This window comes from Flammeovirga sp. SubArs3, assembly GCF_947387565.1.
GTDB classification, from domain to species: domain Bacteria; phylum Bacteroidota; class Bacteroidia; order Cytophagales; family Flammeovirgaceae; genus Flammeovirga; species Flammeovirga agarivorans.
Window position 1 is genome coordinate 146,616 of the sequence record NZ_CANDOA010000008.1, and the last position, 23,104, is coordinate 169,719.

Consider the following 23,104-nt stretch of genomic DNA (forward strand, 5'->3'; position numbering starts at 1 on the left):
CTCATTATCAATACTTTTGATATCCAACTTAGAATTTTAATATTATCAAATAGGCTATTATTCAGCGTAATATCACTATTCAGTGTCTATTACAAACTCTTCTACATTCTGGTAAGTAATTTCAAGAAGCTTTTTCCTTGCCTCTTTACTTGCCCATGCAATATGAGGTGAAAACAGTACTTTTTTCTTATTATTAATTGAATAAAATACACTGTCTTTACTCATCGGTTCTTTCTCAAAAACATCAACACAGGCGCCTGATATTTCATTATTATTTAATGCATTAACCAACGCCTTTTCATTAACGATCCCTCCTCGTCCAGTATTCAATAAAACAGCAGAAGGTTTCATTTGTGATAATTCATTTTCATCAACAAAATTCTTAGTCTTGTCATTTAAAGGTGAATGAATCGAAATAATATCACAAGTTTTGAAGAGAGTATCTTTATCTACTAATTGATAACGCTTATCTCTAGCAATTCCTGAAGTTGAATAATAAACTACTTCTGCTCCAAAAGCAGTTGCAATTTCTGCCACACGAGTACCGATATTACCTAAACCAATAATACCAAAACGTTTGTTATTCAGTTCAGAAAAACTATTTCCAATCCAAGTAAACGACTGTCCATCACTATAGCTACCTGACTTCACAAAGTCGTCATATTCTTGGATATTATTAAGTAAAGAAAGTAACATTGCAAATGTCTGTTGGGCTACACTTTCAGAGGAATAGTTGACTGCATTTTTTACTTGAATACCTATATTGTTTGCTGCTTCCAAGTCAACATTATTAGTGCCTGTCGCAGTAATCGCGATTAATTTCAGTTGTGATGATGCCTTCATCACCTCTTCTGTAATCAATACTTTATTGGTTACGATGACATGAGCATTCTCTACCCTATCTTGTAATTGTGCAGCTAAAGTACTATCATAAAATGTCACATCACCTAATTTACTAAAGGTGTCTAATTGTGGTTTAACATCACTGCCTAATGTTTCTGTATCTAAAAAAACGATCTTCATACTCTTGATTAAATTTTTGTCAAAAATACAAGATTTTTAAAGAGTGAACGAGTAATTTAAAAGAATGAAAATAATCGTTGAAGAAAATATTCCACTTGGACAAGTAAAGTTATGGGAAGTAATAACCCATATCGACCATTTGCATCAATGGTTCTTTAAAGAAATCCCATCGTTCCAATTAGATATAGGTTTTACAACTGTATTTGATGTGCAATCAAATACTAGAACATTTCCTCATAGATGGGAAGTTATTGATATTAACAGAGACACTTCATATACATTAAAATGGGAATACGATGGTTATATAGGAACGTCTACGCTTCAATTTTCAATTAAAGCTGTTTCAAACCAAGAAAGTATAATTACTGTAATAGCTGATGGTATTGACTCTTTTCCTCAAGATATTGAAGAATTCAAACCAGAAAACTGCAAGGCAGGATGGAATTATTTCATTAAAGAGCGGCTTAAACCGTACACCAATACATTAAAATAAAAGATATAAATAGGACGATAAGATGATCAATTTCATAACTTGCATATCAATCAAAAAATATCAAAGATGAAAGTTACAAGTTGGAGAAAATTAGACAATATCTGGAAAGAGATCATTTTATTGAGCATCAAGGTTCAAGAAGAAAATATAGAACATTCTAAAGTCATTAGTCTACTCCAAAACACGCAATCTGCTTCAGAAACTTATACAAAATTATTTGAAGAAAATTTAGTAATTAATGATTGGCCTGACTTTACATTCTTTAATCGATTATTACCTCTTGAGAAGATCTTTGCTTGTTACTTACCTATTGAAGGAATTGACCCAATCATCTATTTCCCATTAACAAAAATAGCTCATTTTGAAGGTACAGAAGTATTCGATCTAGACCCCCTTATACTCACATCTTCCCTTCAAGAATTATATCTAGACAATACTTATGTAGATGATTTAGTGCAAGTAATGAATTTGCCCCTTAAAAAATTAAGCCTAAAGGGTTTAAATATCGAACAATCTCAATTGGAGACCGTTTTATTAAGACAACCAAATTGTGAAATTATAGCATAATAAGATGAGTAAAAAAGTAATTCTATTTGACGGAATTTGTAATCTATGCGATAAGAGTGTTCAATTTATTATAAAACATGAAAAAGAGAACACTTTCCAATTTGCGTCCTTACAGTCACCTGAAGGTAAAGAATTATTGAAATGCTACAATTTACCTATTGATTATACAGGAAGCATCGTATTAGTTACTCATAACAATGCCTATTTAAAGTCTGAAGCTGCTTTAAAAATCGCTAAAGATTTACGTACACCATGGAATATATTTCGCTTTGGTACAATATTTCCTATGTGGTTCACAGATTCATTTTACGATCTGATTGCTAAAAACAGGTATAAAATCTTTGGCAAGAAGAGCGACAGTTGTGACTTACTTCAACAAAATAAGAAATATAAAGGGAGTTCTGCTTCCTCTAACACAATATGAAGTGATTTCAGACGTAATTAAATTAGTCACTAACATATTTAGTTAAAAAAGATGATCCCAACATATATTAAAAAAAATATTCTGCTTCTAACACTATTGTGTGCAGCAACCGTTTCTAATGCTCAATCTACATTGAATATGGAATGGTGGAATGGTTTAGACAAATACTGGAAGGGAATATTCACTTCACAGATCATGTGGGACCAAGACGACATGACTGATGAAGGATTACAAAAAATTGAAGCACTTACTGCTATTAACGCTTCAGGTTATGATGACTTTGGTGATGAAAGAATTGTAACCAGCCTTGAACCTATTGCCCTGTTAACCGCTTTAGAAGATGTTGATATTTCTTACACTCGAGTAAAAGATCTATCTCCTCTAAAAAATATGCACCATCTTAAGCGTCTAAATCTAGCATTTACCAGAGTGAATGACCTTACAGCTTTAGACCATTCGATGACTATTCATGAATTGTTTTTATCTGGAACTAGAGTAAAAACTTTAGCACCAATAGCAAACATTCCTCTTGAAAGCTTAGACCTCTTCCAAAATAAGTCATTTGAAGATTGGGCCTCTATCTCCGCTTTCAGAAAAACATTAAAGATGTTGGCTTTAGATGAAACTAAAGTAGAAGACCTTTCTTTCCTTAAGAAAATGAAGAAGCTTGAGGAATTAAAGTTGTCGTATACTAATGTCAGCGATATCAGTAGTCTTAAAAAATTAAAGTCACTTACTTATCTTCAATTGCAAAAGACTAAGGTTACAGACCTAAGTTCACTTAATAAATTGAAGAATATAGAACATTTAAATATTTCGAATACTGAAATAATAGATATTGCTTCAGTAGGTGCATTAAAAAATCTTCATACATTTTATTTCTCAGATAGCAAGGTTAAAGATATTACTCCTTTAGCTCAGACGTTATCGATGAATGAACTTACTTTCTCAAATACTCCTGTTAGTGATCTTACACCACTTTCAGATCTACAAAAATTAAGTATTCTGATTATCACAGGGTCACAAGTAAGTAATTTAGCTCCATTAGATGGGGTAACTTCCCTTTCAATTATTTATTTTAGAGATGCACAGGTGTCTCCTGATGATGTAAATAAATTTAAAGAGAAGCATCCGAATATAGAAACAGATTATTTTTAGCACCTGTTCTTTACATAAAAGGCCTTAAATGTCTTATTTCTTCTTATATAATTCACCCAGACTTAATATTTTATGGACTGTTATTTGGGTAAGAGAAGAAATAAGACTTTTTTTGCACTTGGATTTAAATTTAACCTTCCTAGTCCAGTGAGTGAAGTAATTAAACACGAGTGTGGCATTGCAATGCTACGCCTGCGAAAACCGCTCTCATACTTTATTGAGAAATACGGTACGCCTACTTACGCAATCAGTAAGATGTATTTATTGATGGAAAAGCAGCGTAACCGTGGTCAAGACGGTGCTGGTATCGCCAGTATTAAATTAGGTATGAAGCCTGGCAAACCTTTCATTGATAGAGCTCGTTCTGTTGAAGCTGATCCCATCAACGACGTCTTCAAGAAGGTAGGCAAAAAACTAAACAAACTAAGCAAAGACTCAGAGAAATATCTCGACGCAGATTATCTAAGAGCGAACACTCCATTTGTCGGTGATGTTTACATGGGTCACCTTCGTTACGGTACTCACGGTAACAACACTATCAATCACTGTCACCCTTTCATGAGAAATAACAACTGGCGCTCTCGTCAATTGATCATGGCTGGCAACTTTAATATGACTAACGTTGATGAATTGTTTGACAGGTTAGTTGAATTAGGGCAGCATCCCAAAGAAAATGTGGATACTGTGACAGTAATGGAGAAAATTGGTCACTTCTTGGATTTAGAAGTTCAAGATCTTTTCGTAAAGTACAATCAGACAAACTTAACTAACATTGAGATTTCTGAGAAAATCGAAGAAGAACTTGATCTTGGACGCGTATTATCTCGCTCTTGCAAAGATTTTGATGGTGGTTATGCCTTAATGGGCTTAACTGGTTTTGGTGGCGGATTCGTTGCCAGAGATGCAAACGGTATTCGTCCTGCATACTATTATGCAGATGATGAAATCGTTGTGGTTGCATCAGAAAAAACAGCGATCAAAACTGCCTTCAATGCTGATTACAGCAAGATTCAGGAGATCAACCCTGGACATGCTTTAATCATTGACAAGTTTGCCAACTACAAAGAAGTAAAATACATAGAACCTTCTGAAAAGAAATCTTGTAGCTTCGAAAGAATTTATTTCTCAAGAGGAACAGATCCTAGTATCTACTCTGAAAGAAAAATGTTAGGAAAACTATTAGTTCCTAAGGTTCTTGAGGCTATAGATTACGATCTTAAAAACACTGTCTTCTCATACATACCAAATACAGCTGAGACTGCATTCCTTGGTATGATGTCAGGTATTGATCAATATCTTGTTCAGAAGCGTTTAGAAGCTATCGAAAGTGGTGTAAGTGGAGAAGAATTAGAACGTCTAATGTCGTTCAGACCTCGCCATGAAAAACTCGTTATCAAAGATGTAAAAGCTAGAACTTTTATTGCTGATGATACAATGAGAGATGACATGGTTGCCCATGTTTATGACACAACTTTCGAAGTGATCAAAAAGCAAGTTGATACTTTAGTTGTCATCGATGATTCAATTGTTCGTGGTACTACTCTAGAAAAATCTATCATTCAGATGTTAGATCGTTTAGAGCCAAAACGTATCATCGTTGTGTCATCAGCTCCTCAGATTAGATATCCTGACTGCTACGGCATCAATATGTCTAAAATGAAAGAGTTTGTGGCATTTAGAGCAATGATCAACCTAATCAAAAGAAATGGTCAGGAAGATCTTATGGATGAGATTTACTATCGTTGTAAATCTGCTCTTCGCAAATCTGAAAAGATGGATACGAACTTTGTTCAACAGCTTTATGATCAGTTCACTAATGAGCAAATTTCAGATGAGATTGCTAACATTATTAAGCAACATCATATTAAAGCTGAAGTTAAAGTGATTTTCCAAACAGTAGATAACCTACATGAAGCTTGTCCTCAACATCTTGGAGACTGGTACTTTACAGGAGATTTCCCTACTCAGGGAGGTATGAAAGTAGCAAATAGAGCTTTCGTAAACTACATGGAAGGAAAAGACGGTAGAGCATACTAATTGATTTAATCATCAATTTTTAAAATATTAAAAGGCTTTTGGAAAACATTTTCCTTAAGCCTTTTATTTTTACACTATGAAAGAAAGAATTTTACTCCCTAATATTCGATATATACATGGCTTTCGAAATAAAGAAGATCGTTTGATTCATCGAGCCTATAACGATTTCTTTTTCAAAGTTTATGATTTACAGAGTGTACAGGATCAAACCAAATTCAAAATGGGCTTTAGTGCTGCTCTCACCCATGTAATCATGAATGCAGAACAGCTTAATGATGAGGATGATATCCTTAACATCATCAATAGTCACTTTCCTGAGAATGAAGCTGATTTCTTTATTGAAGAAGTAGAACTGAAGTTCTCTGATGAAGATTTATTGATGTTAACGCTTCATTACAATCAGAAATTAGACACTAAAGCTATTGCTATCCGAATTGGTAAAAGCGAAAGTGATACGAAAGAAAGAATCGAGAAGATTTCAAGAATGTGGGCTCAAGATATGCCTCTAGAAGAATATTTAACTCAAATTGAAAAGAGAAACATATTCAAAAGAATCAGTGAATTCATGATTCCAATTGCTCCTTCTCACCGTAAGAAAATTAAGAAGCCTACAGTTGGTGAAATCAAAAAAGTGGAAGAGACATTCTGGCAAAAAGTATTGCGATTTATCAGCTAATTCTCTATCCCAATATATCTTGCAAAAGAATAAAGCTCCCTATATTAAAACGTAGGGAGCTTTATTTATTATAAAAAAGGAATTACTTTCCTTCTTTGTTTCTTAGTTCTACAACATGGTCAGACATGCGTTTACATAACTGATGTATTTCAGCTGCCATTTTTTCATCACCTGTTGCGTTCATGATGTTTTGAGCAATACCACCCATAGCGTCAATATAGAAAAACTTCAGTTCTTCTACAGTCATCTCCTTACCCCACAAACCAATACGTAAAGTTTCTTTACGCTCGTGGTCCCAGATGTTTAAATCAAAAGCTCGTGTTTCTTGTAAGCCTTGCTCACCAGAATCATCTGCCTTCCAGAAAATCTTTTCCGGAATATTCTGATCATCCAATTCTACCTTAACACGAATCTGTGACTCTTTCATATGATTAATTTTGTTTGGCTATACCTTCTTTGATAATTCATGCAAAGTTGCATAATTTCAAGGAATAAACACAACTTTCCACAAAACAGATTTATACATGCTACAAAGATTTGTTAGAATGTCATTTCAAGAGGAACACATAAAGACCTTCAAAGAGCTATTCAGCGAAGTACAACCTAAAATCAAAGAATTTGAAGGGTGTCATTCAGTTCAACTACTACAAGATAGTACTGATAAAAATGTCTTTATGACATTCTCTGTCTGGGATTCAGAAGATGCTTTAAATAATTACAGGGAATCAGACTTTTTTAAAGCTACTTGGAGAAAAACTAAGGTACTATTCAACCAAAAGCCTGAAGCCTTTTCTATGAATATCATTCAATAAAAAAAGAAGTCATAAGTATATGACTTCTTTATAATATATCTTTTTAAGTAAAAAACTTAATCTCCGAAATATTCTGTCCCAGCCTCTGGTGTTTCAAAAATTACTACTTTGTATAAGGCAGGTAATGAAGGCTTAATTTTGTTCCAAACCCACATTGAAATTACTTCTGATGTCGGGTTTTCTAAACCTTCCACCTCGTTAAGGAAATTATGATCTAGAATTTTCCAAATTGGCATAGCCACCTCATCTATCTCATTGAAATCAATTACCCATTCATAAGGCATTACTAATTCGCCGTCAAAATGTAATTCCATTTTCCAAGAGTGTCCATGTATTCTTCTACAAGGATGTCCCTCAGGCATATTTGGTAAAAAGTGTGCAGCTTCGAAAGTATAGGATTTAAATATCTTCATGGTGTTTTTGCATCAAATGTAAAATTCATGCAAAAGTAGAAGATTGATTTTTCTCTAATGAAGGATTTTAAACACCAATTCTTTAAGATTTTCGTCATCAGATAATGATGCTCTAATCCCTTTTGCCTTTAAATCGGCATCTTGAAGGTGTTCTATTATCGTAAGTACTTTTAGTTTGGGGTAATTTGTAGCGGCTGTTTTATAATCTTTAACGAAATAAGGGTTAACACCCAAAAGCTTAGATAGTGATTGATCATTTTGAGAATAGTTCTCATGTACTACCAGTATTTTTGAGAAATAGGTAAATAAGGTCCCTACTACAAGAATAAAAGGATTGCTTTTAGCATTTTCATTGAAATACATCACAATTCTATTGGCTTTCAAAACATCCTTAACACCTAATGCATTTTGTAATTCAAATACATTATATTCTCTGCTAATTCCTATATGCTTTGAAATTAACGTTTCTGTGATTTCTGTTTCCTCATTATAATTTAACATCAATTTCTCCAATTCATTAGAGATTCTCGTTAAATCATTGCCTATATATTCAGCAATCATATTGACTGCACGGTCTTTAATCTTGTAATTTTTCTCTTTACAAAAAGTCTTTATCCAACCAGGAATCTTATTATCGTAAAGCTTTTTAGTATCTAATAGAACAGCATTTTTATCGACTGCTTTTTTTGCAGCACCTCTTCCGTCTAATTTCTTATTTTTAAGACAAATCACCAACACTGTAGTTGGAACTGGAGTTGCTGCATATTGTGCGAACATTTCCTGACTTGACTTTCTATTTAAATCCGGAAGATCTTGACCTTCTTTTACAATAATAACCTGACGCATAGCCATCATTGGAAAGCGTCTTGCACTTTCTAATACTTGTACTAACGTTGTATCTTTACCGTAAAGAATAGTCTGATTGAAACTTTTCTCAGCATCAGTTAAGGCATTCTTTTCTACGTATGAGGCAATTTGATCAATAAAAAAAGGCTCATCACCTTGCAATACATACAAAGGAGAAAAGTTACCTTCTTTCATCTTATTCAAGATAGAATCTGCCGTAAATGCCATAAAAAAGTTTGTTCTTAATTGTGAAAAATTTCGTGGTGCAATTTAGATGTTGAAAAAGGAAAAGAAAAGTAATACTTAGTGTTTATCATCAATAAAAACAAAGAAGAATAAAAAATAAGAATTATTCACCAGGTTGCACTAGAATTCCATATTCAATTACCTTTTCTTCAATAACAGTCCCTATTTCATTAAAACCATTATAATAGGTCGGGTCCAATATAAACACAACATATACTTTAGTATCTCCAGTTTGACTTGTCTGTGTTTCCCAATCAATCACAGATGGGTTTGACCCACTTTCATTACTAGCTATCCAAGCTTCAATATTTGCTTGTTTTTCTTCATCAGTATCCCCTTCTATAGTCTCGTAATATATTGGGTTTGCTTCACAAGGATCATTACCAAAAAATGGGTTTCTCACTCTTTGTCCATTTCCCAAAGTAATCACCTCTTTATTTATATTCTCCGCCTGACAATATGGATTACCTAAGAGTTCTGCATCATCACTACGCAATTCATAGTACTTCCTCTTGACATCTCTATATTCAGAATAGACTTTACCAATATCTTTCGCGTAAACAACATTCTTCTTCTCCTCAGATTTAGTGACTTCATTTTCAATATCAATCTCTGTAATCTGAGCTGTATTTGTAAAATTCTTATCATCAAAAGCGAAGAACCTACCAATAGATTTAGCGGTATATCTTAAATCAAAACCTGAAGGACTTGTCGAACCTTGGTTATTGAATGCATTTTGATCCCATTGAAGCCTATCGTAAATAGGGTTAACTAACTTAATATAGGGAATACCATTCTCGTACCTGATTATGTTATTGTCTCTATAAGTAACTGCCCAAACGGAATCCAAAACCCACTCTTGATTTTCATCACTCCTTTTATAGCGTTGTAATCGATGGTTGGTATGACCAAACCCGTCTTCATAAGGCTTATCTATTCTTTCCATCAGTTGGATTGAATTTTCATAGATAATGCCATCATCTCGATCTGAACTATCTTGATCAATCAGAATACTATCTATCTCATACGTAATGTACCACCCTTCTTCTATTGGATAATATTGGCTTCCATCAGAAAAATTTGGCCCTTGAAAATCATTTTGAGAACAAGATAAAAGAACCACAAGAAAAAATATGAATAAGGATAATTGGCGAATAACAGTCATTTCTTTGATTGATTATTTAAGTAAATATATAAAAAAAACCCTACCAAATGGTAGGGTTTAAGATACTTCTGATAAAAGTATTTATATAAATAAACTTAAAGTCTATTAAATGAAAGGGTTCTTTTCTCTGTGATCTGCAAGATCTTGGAATTCACCTTCTAACTCAGCTAAACGACCTTCTTCAGGTGTATTTGAAGCTTTTGTTTTAGAGAAAGGAACAGTTTGTGGAATAAAGTCACCATAACCATCATCCTCAGCACCTGGCTTAGAATAATCGTATGGCCAACGATATACAATTGGAAGTGGACCAGGCCAATTACCGTGACCAGGAACTCTTGGAGTTGTCCACTCTAATGTATTAGACTTCCATGGGTTCAATGGAGCAATTCTACCTCTAAACATACTCCAGAAGAAGTTGAATACGAAGATAAATTGACCTGTTACTGTAACAATCGCTGCAATTGAAATAAAAGTATTTAAATCAGCAAAAGTTGAGAACGCATCGAAGTTTGTGAATGAGTAGTATCTTCTTGGGAAACCTGCGATACCAATGTAGTGCATTGGGAAGAATACCATATAAGCACCTAGGAATGTTAACCAGAAGTGAACATAACCTAAAGCTGTATTCATCATTCTACCAAACATTTTTGGGAACCAGTGGTAAACACCAGCCATCATACCAAAGAATGCTGCAGAACCCATTACTAAGTGGAAGTGAGCTACTACAAAGTAAGTATCGTGAAGTTGGATATCTAAAGCAGAGTTACCAAGGATAATACCTGTTACACCACCTGAGATAAATAATGATACTAAACCAATCGAGAACAACATTGCAGGAGTAAATACGATATTACCTCTAAATAATGTTGTGATATAGTTGAATGCCTTTACCGCAGATGGAACTGCAATAATCAGCGTCAAGAACATGAAGATAGTTCCTAAGAATGGGTTCATACCAGATACGAACATGTGGTGTGCCCATACAATAAATGAAAGGAACGCAATACCTAACATTGAACCAATCATCGCTCTGTAACCAAAGATAGGCTTTCTTGAGTTTGTTGATATAACTTCTGAAGTTAAACCTAAAGCTGGTAATAATACGATATATACCTCAGGGTGACCTAAGAACCAGAATAAATGCTGGAATAAGATTGGGCTACCACCTGAATGAGATAATAACTCACCTTGGATATAAATGTCAGATAAATAGAAAGAAGTACCAAAACTACGATCAAACACTAATAAAAGTGCTGCTGCAAAAAGTACAGGGAACGATAACACACCGATAATCGCTGTAATAAAGAACGACCAAATAGTAAGAGGAAGCTTTGCAAATGACATACCTGCAGCTCTTAAGTTAATAGTCGTTGCGATATAGTTGATAGATCCTAATAATGACGATGCAATAAAGAATACCATTGACACTAACCATAATGTCATACCTGTACCAGAACCTGATACTGCTTGAGGTAATGCTGATAATGGAGGATAAATTACCCAACCACCAGAAGCAGGACCTGTAGAAATGAACAATGATGCTAACATGATTACTGATGCTAATGCAAATAACCAGTATGATAACATGTTCATAAATCCTGATGCCATATCACGAGCACCAATTTGTAAAGGAATCAAGAAGTTGGAGAAAGTACCACTTAATCCAGCTGTTAACACAAAGAATACCATAATGGTACCATGCATCGTTACTGCAGCTAAATAAAAAGTTGTATCCATTTTACCAGACTCAGTGATCCAATCACCTAAAAGAGGTCTTAACCACTCTAAGTTAGCTTCCGGAAAACCTAACTGAATACGGAATAATAATGATAAACCACCACCAATGATGGCCCAAAGAATACCTGAAATAAGGTATTGTTTAGCAATTACTTTATGGTCGTAAGAGAACACATAGTTTGTCCAGAAATTGCCATGGTGATCATGGTGATCATCATGACCCACTGCGTTATGTTCTACGTCTAATACTACGCTTGCCATGTCTATGATTCTTTATAGTTATTTCGTTGTATCTAAATTTAGTTTGCTTGAGCTACGCTATCTTTCGACTTCTTAGCTTCCCACTCAGCCATATAGTCAGGGTTCTTCTCTAACCAAGGCTTTTGCTTTTGTAACCAAGCATCATACTCCTTTTGCGTTACAATCTTAACAATCTTACGCATACCAAAGTGACCGTATCCACAAACTTCTGTACAAGCTAATTCATAATTAAATTTAGCGTTGTTAGTTTTCTTACGCATCTCCTCAGTAGTAATTGTTGGAGTAAACTTAAAGCGAGTTGGCATACCTGGAACGGCATCCATCTTCACTCTAAAGTGAGGTAAGAATACAGAGTGAATTACATCAATTGCTCTAATCTTCAATTCCACCTCTTTACCTACTGGTAAAACGATTTCACGAGCCATAAAGTCATCTGTAGCATTCACATCATCAAAGTCCACACCCATTGAGTTAGTATTATCGATATTTGCCACATCGTACTTACCCAATTTTAAATCTTTACCTGGGTAGCGAATCTCCCATGCAAATTGTTTACCCATTAATTCAACTTGGATTGCTTCGTCAGTTGCAGGTGCTGTAATGTCAGACCATGCTCTCCAACCGAAGATTACAAGTACTGCCATTACAATTGCAGGAACTGCTGTCCAAGCAATCTCCAACATATCGTTATGTGGATAATAGTGAGCTTTTCTTTTCTCCGAATGTTGAAAGAAAAATGGGAAAGTGAACAGAAGAATGTGTGTTAATGCAAATGCAGCAAACACAATTCCTAACGTAATGTTAAATAGTGAGTCTGTTTCTTTACCATGGATTGATGCAGCTTCAGGAAGGAAATACTGTGAGGCGTCGTTATACGACCAGTAAATCAAGCCAAACCCTACTACCAATAAAATTGGAAAAATAGCAGCGTTTATCTTATTACTTGATGAAACTTTTTTTTCATCTCCTTTAGCAATCCCTACTAAAGTGATAATTCGATAAACCAAAGCCAATACAGCTATGATTAATATCGCACCCGTGGCAAAAAGTAAAGCCGTTGTCATACCTTCTTAATAGTGTGTAGTTTGTGATATACTTTTTTATAGTGACAATTTGATCGTCGAAATTGTTTTATGTGAAGTTCAGTTCGCATAAAAATTCTCTCAAATATATTAAAGAAAATTGGTATTGATGATAAATATCATGCTTTTTTGATGACTAAATTCGATATTTTATAAAAAGGGCATGAATATCAAGAAGATAAAAACAAAAAAGTCACTTTTTTAGTAAGTGACTTTGATTACTTCAATACCTGCTTTTCTTAATAAATCCAACCCTGAAGTATCCCTATATTCTCTTTTATAATAGAACTTAACTATACCTGCTTGTATGATAAGTTTTGCACATCCAAAACAACAACTATCCGTACAATAAATGCTTGCTCCATCTGTAGAATAAGTGGACTTCGCTGCCTTAGTAATCGCATTGGCTTCGGCATGTAATACTTCCTCTTTTGTTTTAAGCACAACTGTCTTCTCGCCTGTCTCTTCGTTAGAAGACTCTAATTCAAACTCACAAGCATTATCAAATCCTTTTGGTGTACCGTTATACCCCATAGATATAATGTTGCCATTCTTAACAATTATAGCTCCTACTTTCAAGCGTACACATCTACTTAACTCTGCAATAGATTCTGCACATCGCATAAAAGCAATATCAAATTCTTGACTTCGACTCATGACAAAAAGTTTTACGTCTGACGTTAAAAAATTACGATTGTAAAAAAAGCTCACGACTAAATAGCCGTGAGCTTCAAATATATTCTTTTCAGAAAAAATTATCTACTTAAGTAAAGATTTCTTCTAGAGTAAATATCTCTAAAGTACTCATCTTTTAAGTTGTCGATGAAGTAAATTGCCTCACCTGTAGACTTCATTTCTGGTCCTAACTGCTTATCAACATTAGGGAATTTATTGAATGAGAAGACAGGTACTTTGATTGCGTAACCTTTCTTCACTGGCTTGAAATCAAAGTCAGTCACTTTGTTCTTACCTAACATCACTTTAGTTGCATAATTTACGTATGGCTCTTGGTAAGCCTTACAGATAAATGGAACTGTACGAGATGCTCTTGGGTTCGCTTCAATGATGTATACTTTATCATTTTTGATCGCAAACTGAATATTCAATAAACCTTTCGTTTTCAAGGCAATTGCAATCTTCTTAGTATACTCTTTGATTTGCTCAATCACTAAGTCTCCTAAGTTATATGGAGGCAATACTGCATAAGAGTCACCTGAGTGAATACCAGCAGGCTCAATATGCTCCATAATACCGATGATGTAAACATTTTCACCATCACAGATCGCATCTGCTTCTGCTTCAATTGCACCGTCTAAGTAATGGTCTAGAAGTACTTTGTTACCTGGGATATCTCTTAAAGTTTCAACAACATGTTGCTCTAATTCTTCCTCGTTGATAACGATCTTCATTTTCTGACCACCTAATACGTAAGAAGGTCTTACTAATAGAGGGAATCCTAAATCTTCAGCTTTATCTAAAGCCTCATCAGCAGTTTCGATTACATCGAATTTAGGGTAAGGGATATTATTCTCTTTCAATAATGTAGAGAAGCTACCTCTATCCTCTGCTAAATCAAGTGCTTCATAACTAGTACCTAAGATTTTGATACCATACTTAGTTAACTTCTCAGCAATTTTAAGTGCAGTCTGACCACCTAACTGAACGATTACACCTTCTGGTTTCTCGTGTAAGATGATTTCGTAGATATGCTCCCAGAATACTGGCTCGAAGTATAATTTATCTGCAACATCAGGATCAGTCGATACCGTTTCAGGGTTACAGTTGATCATGATTGTCTCATAGCCCGCCTCTTTAGAAGCTAATACACCATGCACACAGCAGTAATCAAACTCAATACCTTGACCAATACGGTTAGGACCTGCACCTAATACTACAATCTTTTTCTTCTTAGTAGTGTTTGATTCATTTTCAGAATCAAACGTTGAGTAGAAATAAGGAGTTTTCGCCTCAAATTCAGCAGCACATGTATCTACTAACTTGAATTGACGTTTGATGCCCATTTCCTCATAACGCTTATTGAATACTTCAGATTCTAAACAACCTAAAGTATGAGCGATTTGACGGTCACCAAATCCTTTTTCTTTTGCTTCACGCATTAGTTCAAAAGGAATTGTATCTACAGTAAACTCAGATATTTTCTTTTCAACTAATACTAGATCTAAGATCTGACGTAAGAACCACTTATCAATTTTAGTAATCTTACGAACAGTTCTCATTGCGATACCAAGCTTCATTGCATCCCAAATTGCAAACAATCTATCCCATGATGGATGCTCCAATTTGTAAAGAATTTCTTCTTGGTTCGTATTTTCTTTCCCATCAGCACCAATACCATTACGTTTAATCTCTAAAGATTGGCAACCTTTCTGTAATGCTTCTTGGAAAGTACGGCCGATACCCATTACTTCACCTACAGCTTTCATTTGTAGACCAAGTTCAGTATCTGCACCTTTAAATTTATCAAAGTTCCAACGAGGGATCTTAACAATTACATAATCTAATGCAGGCTCAAAGAACGCTGAAGTAGTACCTGTAATTGGATTTTTCAATTCATCTAAGTTGTAACCAATAGCTAATTTTGCTGCAATCTTAGCGATCGGATAACCTGTTGCTTTAGAGGCTAAAGCTGAAGAACGAGAAACACGAGGGTTAATCTCGATACCAATGATTTCGTCGTCGTTTGGTGACACTGAGAACTGGACATTACATCCACCCGCAAAGTTACCAATTCCGTTCATCATTTTGATTGCCAAATCTCTCATCTTCTGATACACTGTATCAGGTAAAGTTTGAGCAGGGGCTACTGTAATTGAATCACCTGTATGAACACCCATTGGGTCAAAGTTCTCAATAGAACAGATGATAATTACGTTACCAATGTTATCACGAAGTAATTCTAACTCGTATTCTTTCCATCCTAAAATAGATTGTTCAACAAGTACTTCATGAACAGGTGACATTTCTAAACCTCTTTTTAGAGCTTTCTCGAAATCTTCTTGAGAGTGAACGAATCCACCACCTGTACCACCCATTGTGAATGATGGACGGATTACTAGTGGGAAACCAATCTCTTGAGCAATTTCCTTACCTTCTAAGAATGACTTAGCTGTACGACCTGTACATACACCAACATTAAGTTCAAGCATTTTCTGTCTGAAAAGCTCTCTATCTTCTGTTAGATTGATCGCGTCTACATCAACACCGATCATTTCTACTCCAAAATCTTCCCAGATTCCGGCTTCTTGGCAATCAATCGCAAGATTAAGTGCTGTTTGACCACCCATTGTTGGCAATACAGCATCAATTTCATGCTTTTCAAGAATTTCTCTGATGTATTTTTTCTCCAGAGGTCGGAGATAGACATTATCGGCGGTCACCGAATCTGTCATAATAGTTGCAGGATTAGAATTAATCAAGGTTACTTCGATACCTTCTTCTCGCAATGATCTCGCTGCTTGAGATCCTGAGTAATCAAACTCACAAGCTTGACCAATAATGATTGGTCCACTCCCGATGATAAGTACCGATTTGATGTGATTCTTCTTTGGCATTTTGCTATTCTTTAAAAAACATGACTTAACACTCGGGATGCAAAACTAAGCTTATTTTTAGTAAATGCATCAAAAAATTATAAATAAAATAGCAGAATGCAATTAAAATTGAATTATCTATAAAATATAAAAAAGTTCATTTATCTTTGTACTTTTTCTAAAATCTCCCTGTATGCTAACAAAACGAATAATTCCCTGCCTAGATATAAAGGATGGAAAAACAGTCAAAGGCGTTAATTTTGTGGAACTTAGAGACGCTGGAGACCCTGTCGAACTGGCCCAAATCTACTCTGATCAGGGGGCTGACGAACTTGTTTTCCTAGATATCACTGCAACTGTTGAAAAAAGGAAGACTTTGATCGAATTAGTTCAAAAAGTCGCTTCAAAAATCAATATTCCATTTACTGTAGGTGGTGGTATCTCTAGTGTTGAAGACGTATCTGCTTTATTAAACGCTGGAGCTGACAAGGTGTCTATCAATTCATCTGCAGTAAAAAGACCTGAATTGATCAACGAATTAGCCAATGAATTTGGAAGCCAATGTATCGTAGTTGCTGTTGACACACGCTTTGTTAATGGTGAACATATTGTACATGTAAGAGGAGGAAGAACTCCAACAGAGCTTAGAACAATTCCTTGGGTACATGAATGTCAGGAAAGAGGTGCTGGTGAAATATTACTCACCTCAATGGATCATGACGGAACTAAAGCAGGATTTGCTATCGAACTAACTAAAGAAATTTCTACTTCTTTGAACATTCCGGTTATTGCTTCTGGGGGTGCTGGATTAGAAGAGCATTTCATTGACCTGTTTCAACAAAACGGAGCAGATGCAGCATTAGCAGCTAGTATTTTCCACTTTAAAGAAATCTCAATCCCTCATTTAAAAGGGCATTTAAAAGAAAGTAATATTGAAGTAAGAGTATAAAAAATACTTAATTACTACTTCATAAAATGAACATACATTCATTAGTTGATCTATAAGGATTCCTAATACAATTGTTCATTTAACAAATATATCTTATTATTGCAGGCACGATTATCTAGCAAACAATACAAAATTAAGTTACTAATTGTAAATCAATTACTTACAATAAAAACTTATACATTTAAGTTTCGTATTTTTGTTATGAAAAGATATCAAATGCTTTATTAAGAAGATTTAAGACACAAACCATGTATATTGAAGTTTTAAAATCAAAAATCCACCGTGTGAAGGTCACACAAGCAGAATTAAACTACGTAGGTAGTATCACTGTTGATCAGGATTTAATGGATGCTGCCAACATCATTGAAGGCGAAAAAGTACAAATCGTTAACAATAATAATGGTGAGCGTTTTGAAACTTATGTAATTACAGGAGAACGCGGTAGCGGTACAATTTGTCTAAATGGTGCAGCAGCAAGAAAAGTACAAGTAGGTGATATTCTTATTATTATTTCTTATGCTTTAATGAAACAAAAGAAGGCAAAAGAATACTCTCCTAAATTAGTTTTCCCTAATGACGATAATAAATTAGAAGATTAATTTATACAGTATTAAAAATACATTTGGCCAACTTGATTCAATGAATTAAGTTGGCTAATTTGTTTCTATAAGCAGTTTAGCTTTATCGAAACGTTACTACACAATTCTCTATTTGGAGATACTAACGATGAAAATACAAGACATTTTAAAATATATTTTTTCGATTTTTTTAGCTGGGATTCTTTTGTGGTATGTCTTAAAAGAGCAAAATATTAAAGAAGTAGCCGAATCTATCAAAGATCTTCATTGGGGTTGGCTCATCCTTTCATCATTGACAGCTATCCTCAGTCACTACTTTAGAGGATTAAGATGGGGACTTATGCTAAAACCATTAAACTTAAAGACAAGCAATTCTAATCTTTTTATGGCAACAATGTCAGGATATGCAGGAAATGTAATCATACCTAGATTTGGAGAATTTTTCAGATGCGGTATCCTCCAAAAGCTATCTGGAATTCCTGCAAAAACATCATTTGGTGCCGTAGTCATTGAAAGAGCTATTGATTTAGTAGTGTTTATTATTCTTTTTTCAATTGCCTTTTTCAGTCAATTCGATATTTTGTATCAAATGGTACTTCCATTTCTCGAAGGAAATGAAGCCCAAATGAATCAGAAGTTCATTTTATTAGGAGCTATCCTACTTTTCTTCATTGCAGGGATTTTTATCCTTTATAAAGTAAGAGACCGTTTATCAAAAACAAAGATATATAGAACAATACACTCATTAATCCTTGGAGTTATCGAAGGAATGCAAGCTGTATTTAAACTAAAGAGAAAAGAGTTTATCATTTATATTGCCTATACAATTGCAATATGGCTTTGTTACTTTTATATGAGCTATGTCGTATTCAAAGTTTTAGATGAAACAGCACATTTATCTTTATTCGTAGGCTTTGTAATGATGATGATGAGTGGACTAGGTATGGTAATCCCTACTCCTGGAGGCACAGGTTCCGTTCATTTCTTTGCCTCACAAACATTAATGGCCTACGGTATTTCAGCAACTACTTCTATTGCTTATGCCTTAGTAATGCATACCTCTCAAACTGTTATGATCTTAACCGTTGGAGGCATTAGTATTATCATAGCTAATTTCAAAAAAGGACATCAACAAACCACATTAGAAATTCAAAATGAAGCACAGTAAAGAGAAAATTGTTGACTTAAATAAAGCTCTTCAAATAAGAAAAGAGTGGAAAAATAACAATGAGAAAGTCGTTTTCACTAATGGCTGTTTCGACATCGTTCACCTAGGCCATGTAGACTACCTTGAACAAGCTCGATTAAAAGGTTCTAAAATGATATTGGGCTTAAATACTGATGCTTCTGTAAAACGTCTAAAAGGCGATGAGCGACCTATCAATAATGAATATGCAAGAGCTAGATTACTTGCTGCTTTTGAATTTATTGATATGGTAATATTATTTGGAGATGACACTCCCTTAGATTTAATCTCAACACTATTACCAGATGTATTGGTAAAAGGGGCAGATTATACAATCGACAACATTGTAGGAGCGAAAGAAGTCTTAGAAAATGGCGGAAGTGTAGAAACCATTGAACTTGTAGAGGGTTTTTCTACATCTTCAATAATAGATAAAATAAGAAAATACGGTTTATAAAAAGAAAGGGTAGTGATTAATTCAAAATCACTACCCTTTCTTTTTGTTATCCTTCTAATTGATTCACAAGAACAACATATTGCGACTCTGCTTCCTCAGCAGAAGTTCCTTCAATTTTTTTCCAGGCATCCCATTTAGCATTACCTTTAAAATCAAACCCTCCGGGTCTTTCTGTATTTACATCCCCTTCTGTCGCTTGCTTAAAAAGGGCATATAATTTTAATAGATCGTCATTCGATGGTCGCTCAGACAATTGGTTTACTCTTACCTGAGCATCTTTAAAAGCTTCTGAAGCCATAATAAATGTGTGTTTTGTTTAAGGTGTATTTAAAAAATTATTGAATTACTCGTTTCCAGACTTCTGTTCTTCCAAACAGTTTAATTCCAACATAGCCTCTCATTTTTAAAACATTTGGACCTGCACTTGTAATACTACCACTGTAAGTCTTTCCAGAATCAGGATCATAAACTTCACCATCTTCCCAAGTACCTTTCCCTTTATATTTAAAACCTGTCAGGATATTCATATTTTCAAGTAGAACCTCCCTCTTTGAGGCATCAGGATTCAACTTATCAATTCTAGGACCTCCATCTTCTTCTTTATCTCGAAGCATCCAAACGATCTTTCCTACTGCAACATCACCCTCGATTGAAATCTCAACATGTGCATCTTCAAGACCTGTAAGCCAAATACCTTCAATATTTTTTTGCTGCAAATCAGACATAGTTTTTAAATGATTATCGTTTATCAGTTATAATATTTCAGAATCTATCAATAGATAAGCTCTATTGTAAAAATGATCATTCACTTTTAAAAATGCAAATAAAAAAATAGGATACACTTTCATGTACCCTATTCCTTATATTTAACCTAAAATGGTTCTATTAATATAATGTTCTAAACTTAATTGTATTATCGATTGCTTTCATATCTTCTAACAATTCAGGATTGTAAGACTGATCGATATCAGTGATCACATAACCAATCTCTTCGTTAGTCTTAAGATATTGGCCTAAGATATTACATCCGTGTTTAGCAAAAACGTTGTTCATCTGAGCTAAGATACCAGATACGTTTTTGTGAATATGAAGTAATCTATGTCCGTTTTCTAAACGAGGTAACTGAACATTAGGGAAGTTCACACTATTGAATGAGCTACCTGTATTTACATATTCAATCATTTTACCAGGAACAAAATCGGCAATATTTTCTTGTGCTTCCAAAGTACTACCTCCAATGTGTGGAGTTAAGATAAGGTTATCACCTTTAACTGGAGCATCAAAAGTATCATTATTATTCTTTGGTTCAACAGGGAATACATCAATTGCAGCACCTGCTAAATGTTTCGAATCTAATGCTGCTTGTAACGCATCTAATTCAACAACTGGACCACGAGCTAAGTTGACAAGGATTGCACCTTTTTTCATCTTATTGATATGCTCACCAGTAAAGAATCTCTTATTTTCTGGTCTACCATCAACATGCAATGATACTACATCAGAAATAGCTAAAAGCTCATCTAATGACGAAAGTTTTGTAGCATTACCTAAAGCAAGCTTCTCCACTACATCATAGTAATAAACATCCATACCTAACATCTCTGCAAGAATAGATAATTGAGAACCAATATTACCGTATCCGATAATACCTAGCTTCTTACCTCTTACTTCAAAGCTACCAGACGCAGACTTACTCCACTCACCTCTATCCATTTGACGTAAACGTCTTGGAATTTGACGCATTAGTAAAATAATCTCACCAATTGCCATTTCCACAACAGAACGAGTATTACTAAAAGGAGCGTTGAATACACATACACCATGCTCTGTACATGCATCTAAATCTATTTGGTTTGTACCAATACAGAATGCACCTACAATCATCAATCTATCTGCAGCCTCTACTACTTTTCTTGTTAGCATTGTTTTAGAACGAATACCCAAGATGTGAACACCTTTAATCTTTTCACATAATTCATCTTCGTCTAAAGCTCCACCAAGAAGCTCAACTTGATATCCTTCGTCTTCTAATTTTTGTTTAGCATCTTGATGCACATTTTCTAAAAGAAGAACTTTTATTTTACTCTTTGGGAATGATGTTGCCATAGGATGTTTAATCGAGTATAATATTTCATCAAAACTACTAGCCTCCACATCTGCTTTAGCTAATACTTTTTCTCTTTTCACATTTTCAGTAAACGCAAAAAACGTTTTTGCTAATCCTGCCTCTCTAATTTCATAATCAGTATAACCGTCTCCGATAACATAAACGTCTCCGTCTAATGCTAATTCTTTCATCAACTTCACTTTACCTTTATGCTCAGAAAGTGGATTTGAAGCATCAAAACCAGTTACTTCATCTTTATCATTGTAAGTAAAAGTATTTGCATAGATATTCTCTTCTTTAATACCATACTCTTTTACTACAGGTGTAATGAAGTCTTTAAAACCACTGGAGACAATCAATACATTATCTTTCTCTTTTGTGAAAAACTCTCTATTTCTTTTTACTGATTCAGAAACTAGTTTTTTCAACTCGTCAGACAATTGAGATACATCTTTTTTCGTCGCCTCCAACAACGCTAAACGTTGCTCCAATGCTTCTCTAAAAGACAGTTCTCCAGCCATTGCCTGATCAGTAAGATCTTTAATTCTCTCCCCTACTTCAATTTTTTTGTCCGTACCTTCATAAAGGATATCACTTAAAATATCCAATGCTTCTACTTTGGTAAACGTACTATCGAAGTCAATTACAAAAAATTTCTTGTCAGCCATGATTACTAATTCTGTCTTTTGTTACAATCGCAAACTCAAAAATATTATTTAATCATCAATTATTTATAATTTTCATCCATTTATTACCAAATTATCAACAAAAAGATAGAATTTATTGATTTTTCACACTTTTACAGATTAATCTACAAGTACGTCCTTTATTTTCTTAGGAAGTTTATCGAAGACCAATTGATAGGAATGATCCACCCACTTTTTCACTTCACTGTCGTCCATATCACTATTTACTACTATAGTATTCCAATGCTTTTTATTCATGTGATATCCCGGTAATACAGAAGTGTATCTCTCACGTAATTCTATTGCCAACTCTGGATCACACTTCACATTTATACTCTCGAACATTTCTATGTTAGTGATCGTAAACACTTTTTCTCCAACCTTAAAAACTAATGTCGTTTCATCGAATGGAAAGCCTTCTGTCACTCCTTTTTTACTAAGACAGTAATTCCTAAAATCTTCAATATTCATAATAGATTATTTTAATTTTCATTTAATTCTTATGAGATGAACTAAGATAAAAAAATTAGATTAAACCTTTATTTCCATACAATGAATTAAAAACAAAGCACACACATGAGGAAATCTCCATTTTTGTACTTTTTTTAGAATTTTACTGTTAAAATGTTTTAAAAATAAAAAGTCAATTT

24 protein-coding genes are annotated in these 23,104 nt (G+C 34.3%); 11 read left to right on the top strand and 13 right to left on the bottom strand.

Annotation, left to right across the window (positions count from 1 at the left end; genetic code table 11):
• Nucleotides 1-75 precede the first annotated feature (75 nt).
• Nucleotides 76-1,023: a D-2-hydroxyacid dehydrogenase gene (locus QL232_RS20980; RefSeq protein ID WP_281615647.1), complete on the bottom strand. Its 948-nt coding sequence runs from the start codon at nt 1,021-1,023 to the stop codon at nt 76-78.
• 64 nt (nt 1,024-1,087) lie between these two features.
• On the opposite strand from QL232_RS20980, the gene QL232_RS20985 reads away from it, so the two are divergent.
• The 6 genes from QL232_RS20985 (at nt 1,088) to QL232_RS21010 (ending at nt 6,378) form a co-directional block, all read left to right on the top strand.
• Nucleotides 1,088-1,516 (top strand): SRPBCC domain-containing protein, encoded by a 429-nt coding sequence (locus tag QL232_RS20985; RefSeq protein WP_281615648.1) that lies wholly within the window; start codon nt 1,088-1,090, stop codon nt 1,514-1,516.
• 66 nt (nt 1,517-1,582) lie between these two features.
• Nucleotides 1,583-2,083 (top strand): hypothetical protein, encoded by a 501-nt coding sequence (locus tag QL232_RS20990; protein WP_281615649.1) that lies wholly within the window; start codon nt 1,583-1,585, stop codon nt 2,081-2,083.
• A 4-nt stretch (nt 2,084-2,087) separates the two neighbouring features.
• On the top strand, nt 2,088-2,507 hold the full coding sequence (locus QL232_RS20995; RefSeq protein ID WP_281615650.1) for a DCC1-like thiol-disulfide oxidoreductase family protein: 420 nt from the start codon (nt 2,088-2,090) through the stop codon (nt 2,505-2,507).
• A gap of 51 nt (nt 2,508-2,558) precedes the next feature.
• Complete coding sequence (locus QL232_RS21000; protein WP_281615651.1) at nt 2,559-3,665, top strand: leucine-rich repeat domain-containing protein; 1,107 nt, start codon at nt 2,559-2,561, stop codon at nt 3,663-3,665.
• Nucleotides 3,666-3,812: 147 nt separating this feature from the next.
• Nucleotides 3,813-5,702 (top strand): amidophosphoribosyltransferase, encoded by a 1,890-nt coding sequence (locus QL232_RS21005; protein ID WP_168884988.1) that lies wholly within the window; start codon nt 3,813-3,815, stop codon nt 5,700-5,702.
• A gap of 76 nt (nt 5,703-5,778) precedes the next feature.
• Nucleotides 5,779-6,378, top strand: coding sequence for a hypothetical protein (locus tag QL232_RS21010; protein WP_281615652.1), 600 nt, complete (start codon nt 5,779-5,781; stop codon nt 6,376-6,378).
• 82 nt (nt 6,379-6,460) lie between these two features.
• Here the strand turns inward: QL232_RS21010 and gldC are convergent, their stop codons facing one another.
• On the bottom strand, nt 6,461-6,805 hold the full coding sequence (gldC, locus tag QL232_RS21015) for a gliding motility protein GldC (RefSeq protein ID WP_168884934.1): 345 nt from the start codon (nt 6,803-6,805) through the stop codon (nt 6,461-6,463).
• Between the two features lie 97 nt (nt 6,806-6,902).
• On the opposite strand from gldC, the gene QL232_RS21020 reads away from it, so the two are divergent.
• On the top strand, nt 6,903-7,190 hold the full coding sequence (locus tag QL232_RS21020; RefSeq protein WP_281615653.1) for an antibiotic biosynthesis monooxygenase family protein: 288 nt from the start codon (nt 6,903-6,905) through the stop codon (nt 7,188-7,190).
• 56 nt (nt 7,191-7,246) lie between these two features.
• Here the strand turns inward: QL232_RS21020 and QL232_RS21025 are convergent, their stop codons facing one another.
• The 7 genes from QL232_RS21025 to carB form a co-directional block, all read right to left on the bottom strand.
• Nucleotides 7,247-7,603 (bottom strand): 6-carboxytetrahydropterin synthase, encoded by a 357-nt coding sequence (locus QL232_RS21025; RefSeq protein WP_281615654.1) that lies wholly within the window; start codon nt 7,601-7,603, stop codon nt 7,247-7,249.
• Nucleotides 7,604-7,657: 54 nt separating this feature from the next.
• On the bottom strand, nt 7,658-8,677 hold the full coding sequence (gene holA / locus QL232_RS21030) for a DNA polymerase III subunit delta (protein ID WP_281615655.1): 1,020 nt from the start codon (nt 8,675-8,677) through the stop codon (nt 7,658-7,660).
• Nucleotides 8,678-8,798: 121 nt separating this feature from the next.
• Nucleotides 8,799-9,860, bottom strand: coding sequence for a hypothetical protein (locus QL232_RS21035; protein ID WP_168884938.1), 1,062 nt, complete (start codon nt 9,858-9,860; stop codon nt 8,799-8,801).
• A 105-nt stretch (nt 9,861-9,965) separates the two neighbouring features.
• Entirely contained in the window at nt 9,966-11,858 is a 1,893-nt protein-coding gene (locus QL232_RS21040) for a cbb3-type cytochrome c oxidase subunit I (RefSeq protein WP_281615656.1), read from the bottom strand.
• Nucleotides 11,859-11,896: 38 nt separating this feature from the next.
• Nucleotides 11,897-12,922 carry a cytochrome c oxidase subunit II gene (locus QL232_RS21045; protein WP_281615657.1) on the bottom strand — a complete coding sequence of 342 codons (1,026 nt, stop codon included), beginning with the start codon at nt 12,920-12,922 and terminating at the stop codon, nt 11,897-11,899.
• Nucleotides 12,923-13,141: 219 nt separating this feature from the next.
• The gene (locus tag QL232_RS21050) at nt 13,142-13,597 is read right to left on the bottom strand and encodes a dCMP deaminase family protein (protein WP_281615658.1); all 456 of its coding nucleotides are present in this window, start codon (nt 13,595-13,597) and stop codon (nt 13,142-13,144) included.
• A gap of 98 nt (nt 13,598-13,695) precedes the next feature.
• Complete coding sequence (carB, locus tag QL232_RS21055; RefSeq protein ID WP_281615659.1) at nt 13,696-16,512, bottom strand: carbamoyl-phosphate synthase large subunit; 2,817 nt, start codon at nt 16,510-16,512, stop codon at nt 13,696-13,698.
• Nucleotides 16,513-16,684: 172 nt separating this feature from the next.
• Here carB and hisF point away from each other — a divergent pair, with 172 nt between their 5' ends.
• The 4 genes from hisF to rfaE2 all read left to right on the top strand — a co-directional run bounded on the left by hisF (nt 16,685) and on the right by rfaE2 (nt 19,661).
• Complete coding sequence (gene hisF, locus QL232_RS21060; RefSeq protein ID WP_168884943.1) at nt 16,685-17,440, top strand: imidazole glycerol phosphate synthase subunit HisF; 756 nt, start codon at nt 16,685-16,687, stop codon at nt 17,438-17,440.
• Between the two features lie 248 nt (nt 17,441-17,688).
• Nucleotides 17,689-18,039: an aspartate 1-decarboxylase gene (gene panD, locus QL232_RS21065; protein ID WP_168884944.1), complete on the top strand. Its 351-nt coding sequence runs from the start codon at nt 17,689-17,691 to the stop codon at nt 18,037-18,039.
• Between the two features lie 127 nt (nt 18,040-18,166).
• Nucleotides 18,167-19,186, top strand: a complete 1,020-nt coding sequence (locus QL232_RS21070) for a lysylphosphatidylglycerol synthase transmembrane domain-containing protein (RefSeq protein WP_281615660.1) — start codon at nt 18,167-18,169, stop codon at nt 19,184-19,186.
• Nucleotides 19,173-19,661, top strand: a complete 489-nt coding sequence (gene rfaE2, locus QL232_RS21075; protein ID WP_168884946.1) for a D-glycero-beta-D-manno-heptose 1-phosphate adenylyltransferase — start codon at nt 19,173-19,175, stop codon at nt 19,659-19,661. Before QL232_RS21070 ends, rfaE2 begins: the two co-directional genes overlap by 14 nt.
• Before the next feature lie 46 nt (nt 19,662-19,707).
• Here the strand turns inward: rfaE2 and QL232_RS21080 are convergent, their stop codons facing one another.
• From QL232_RS21080 to QL232_RS21095, 4 genes are all read right to left on the bottom strand, one after another.
• Nucleotides 19,708-19,959, bottom strand: a complete 252-nt coding sequence (locus QL232_RS21080; RefSeq protein ID WP_168884947.1) for an acyl-CoA-binding protein — start codon at nt 19,957-19,959, stop codon at nt 19,708-19,710.
• A gap of 37 nt (nt 19,960-19,996) precedes the next feature.
• Complete coding sequence (locus QL232_RS21085; protein WP_168884948.1) at nt 19,997-20,386, bottom strand: DUF2147 domain-containing protein; 390 nt, start codon at nt 20,384-20,386, stop codon at nt 19,997-19,999.
• Between the two features lie 160 nt (nt 20,387-20,546).
• Nucleotides 20,547-22,436, bottom strand: a complete 1,890-nt coding sequence (gene serA / locus QL232_RS21090; RefSeq protein WP_281615661.1) for a phosphoglycerate dehydrogenase — start codon at nt 22,434-22,436, stop codon at nt 20,547-20,549.
• Nucleotides 22,437-22,574: 138 nt separating this feature from the next.
• On the bottom strand, nt 22,575-22,925 hold the full coding sequence (locus tag QL232_RS21095) for an MmcQ/YjbR family DNA-binding protein (RefSeq protein WP_281615662.1): 351 nt from the start codon (nt 22,923-22,925) through the stop codon (nt 22,575-22,577).
• Between the last annotated feature and the right edge of the window lie 179 nt (nt 22,926-23,104).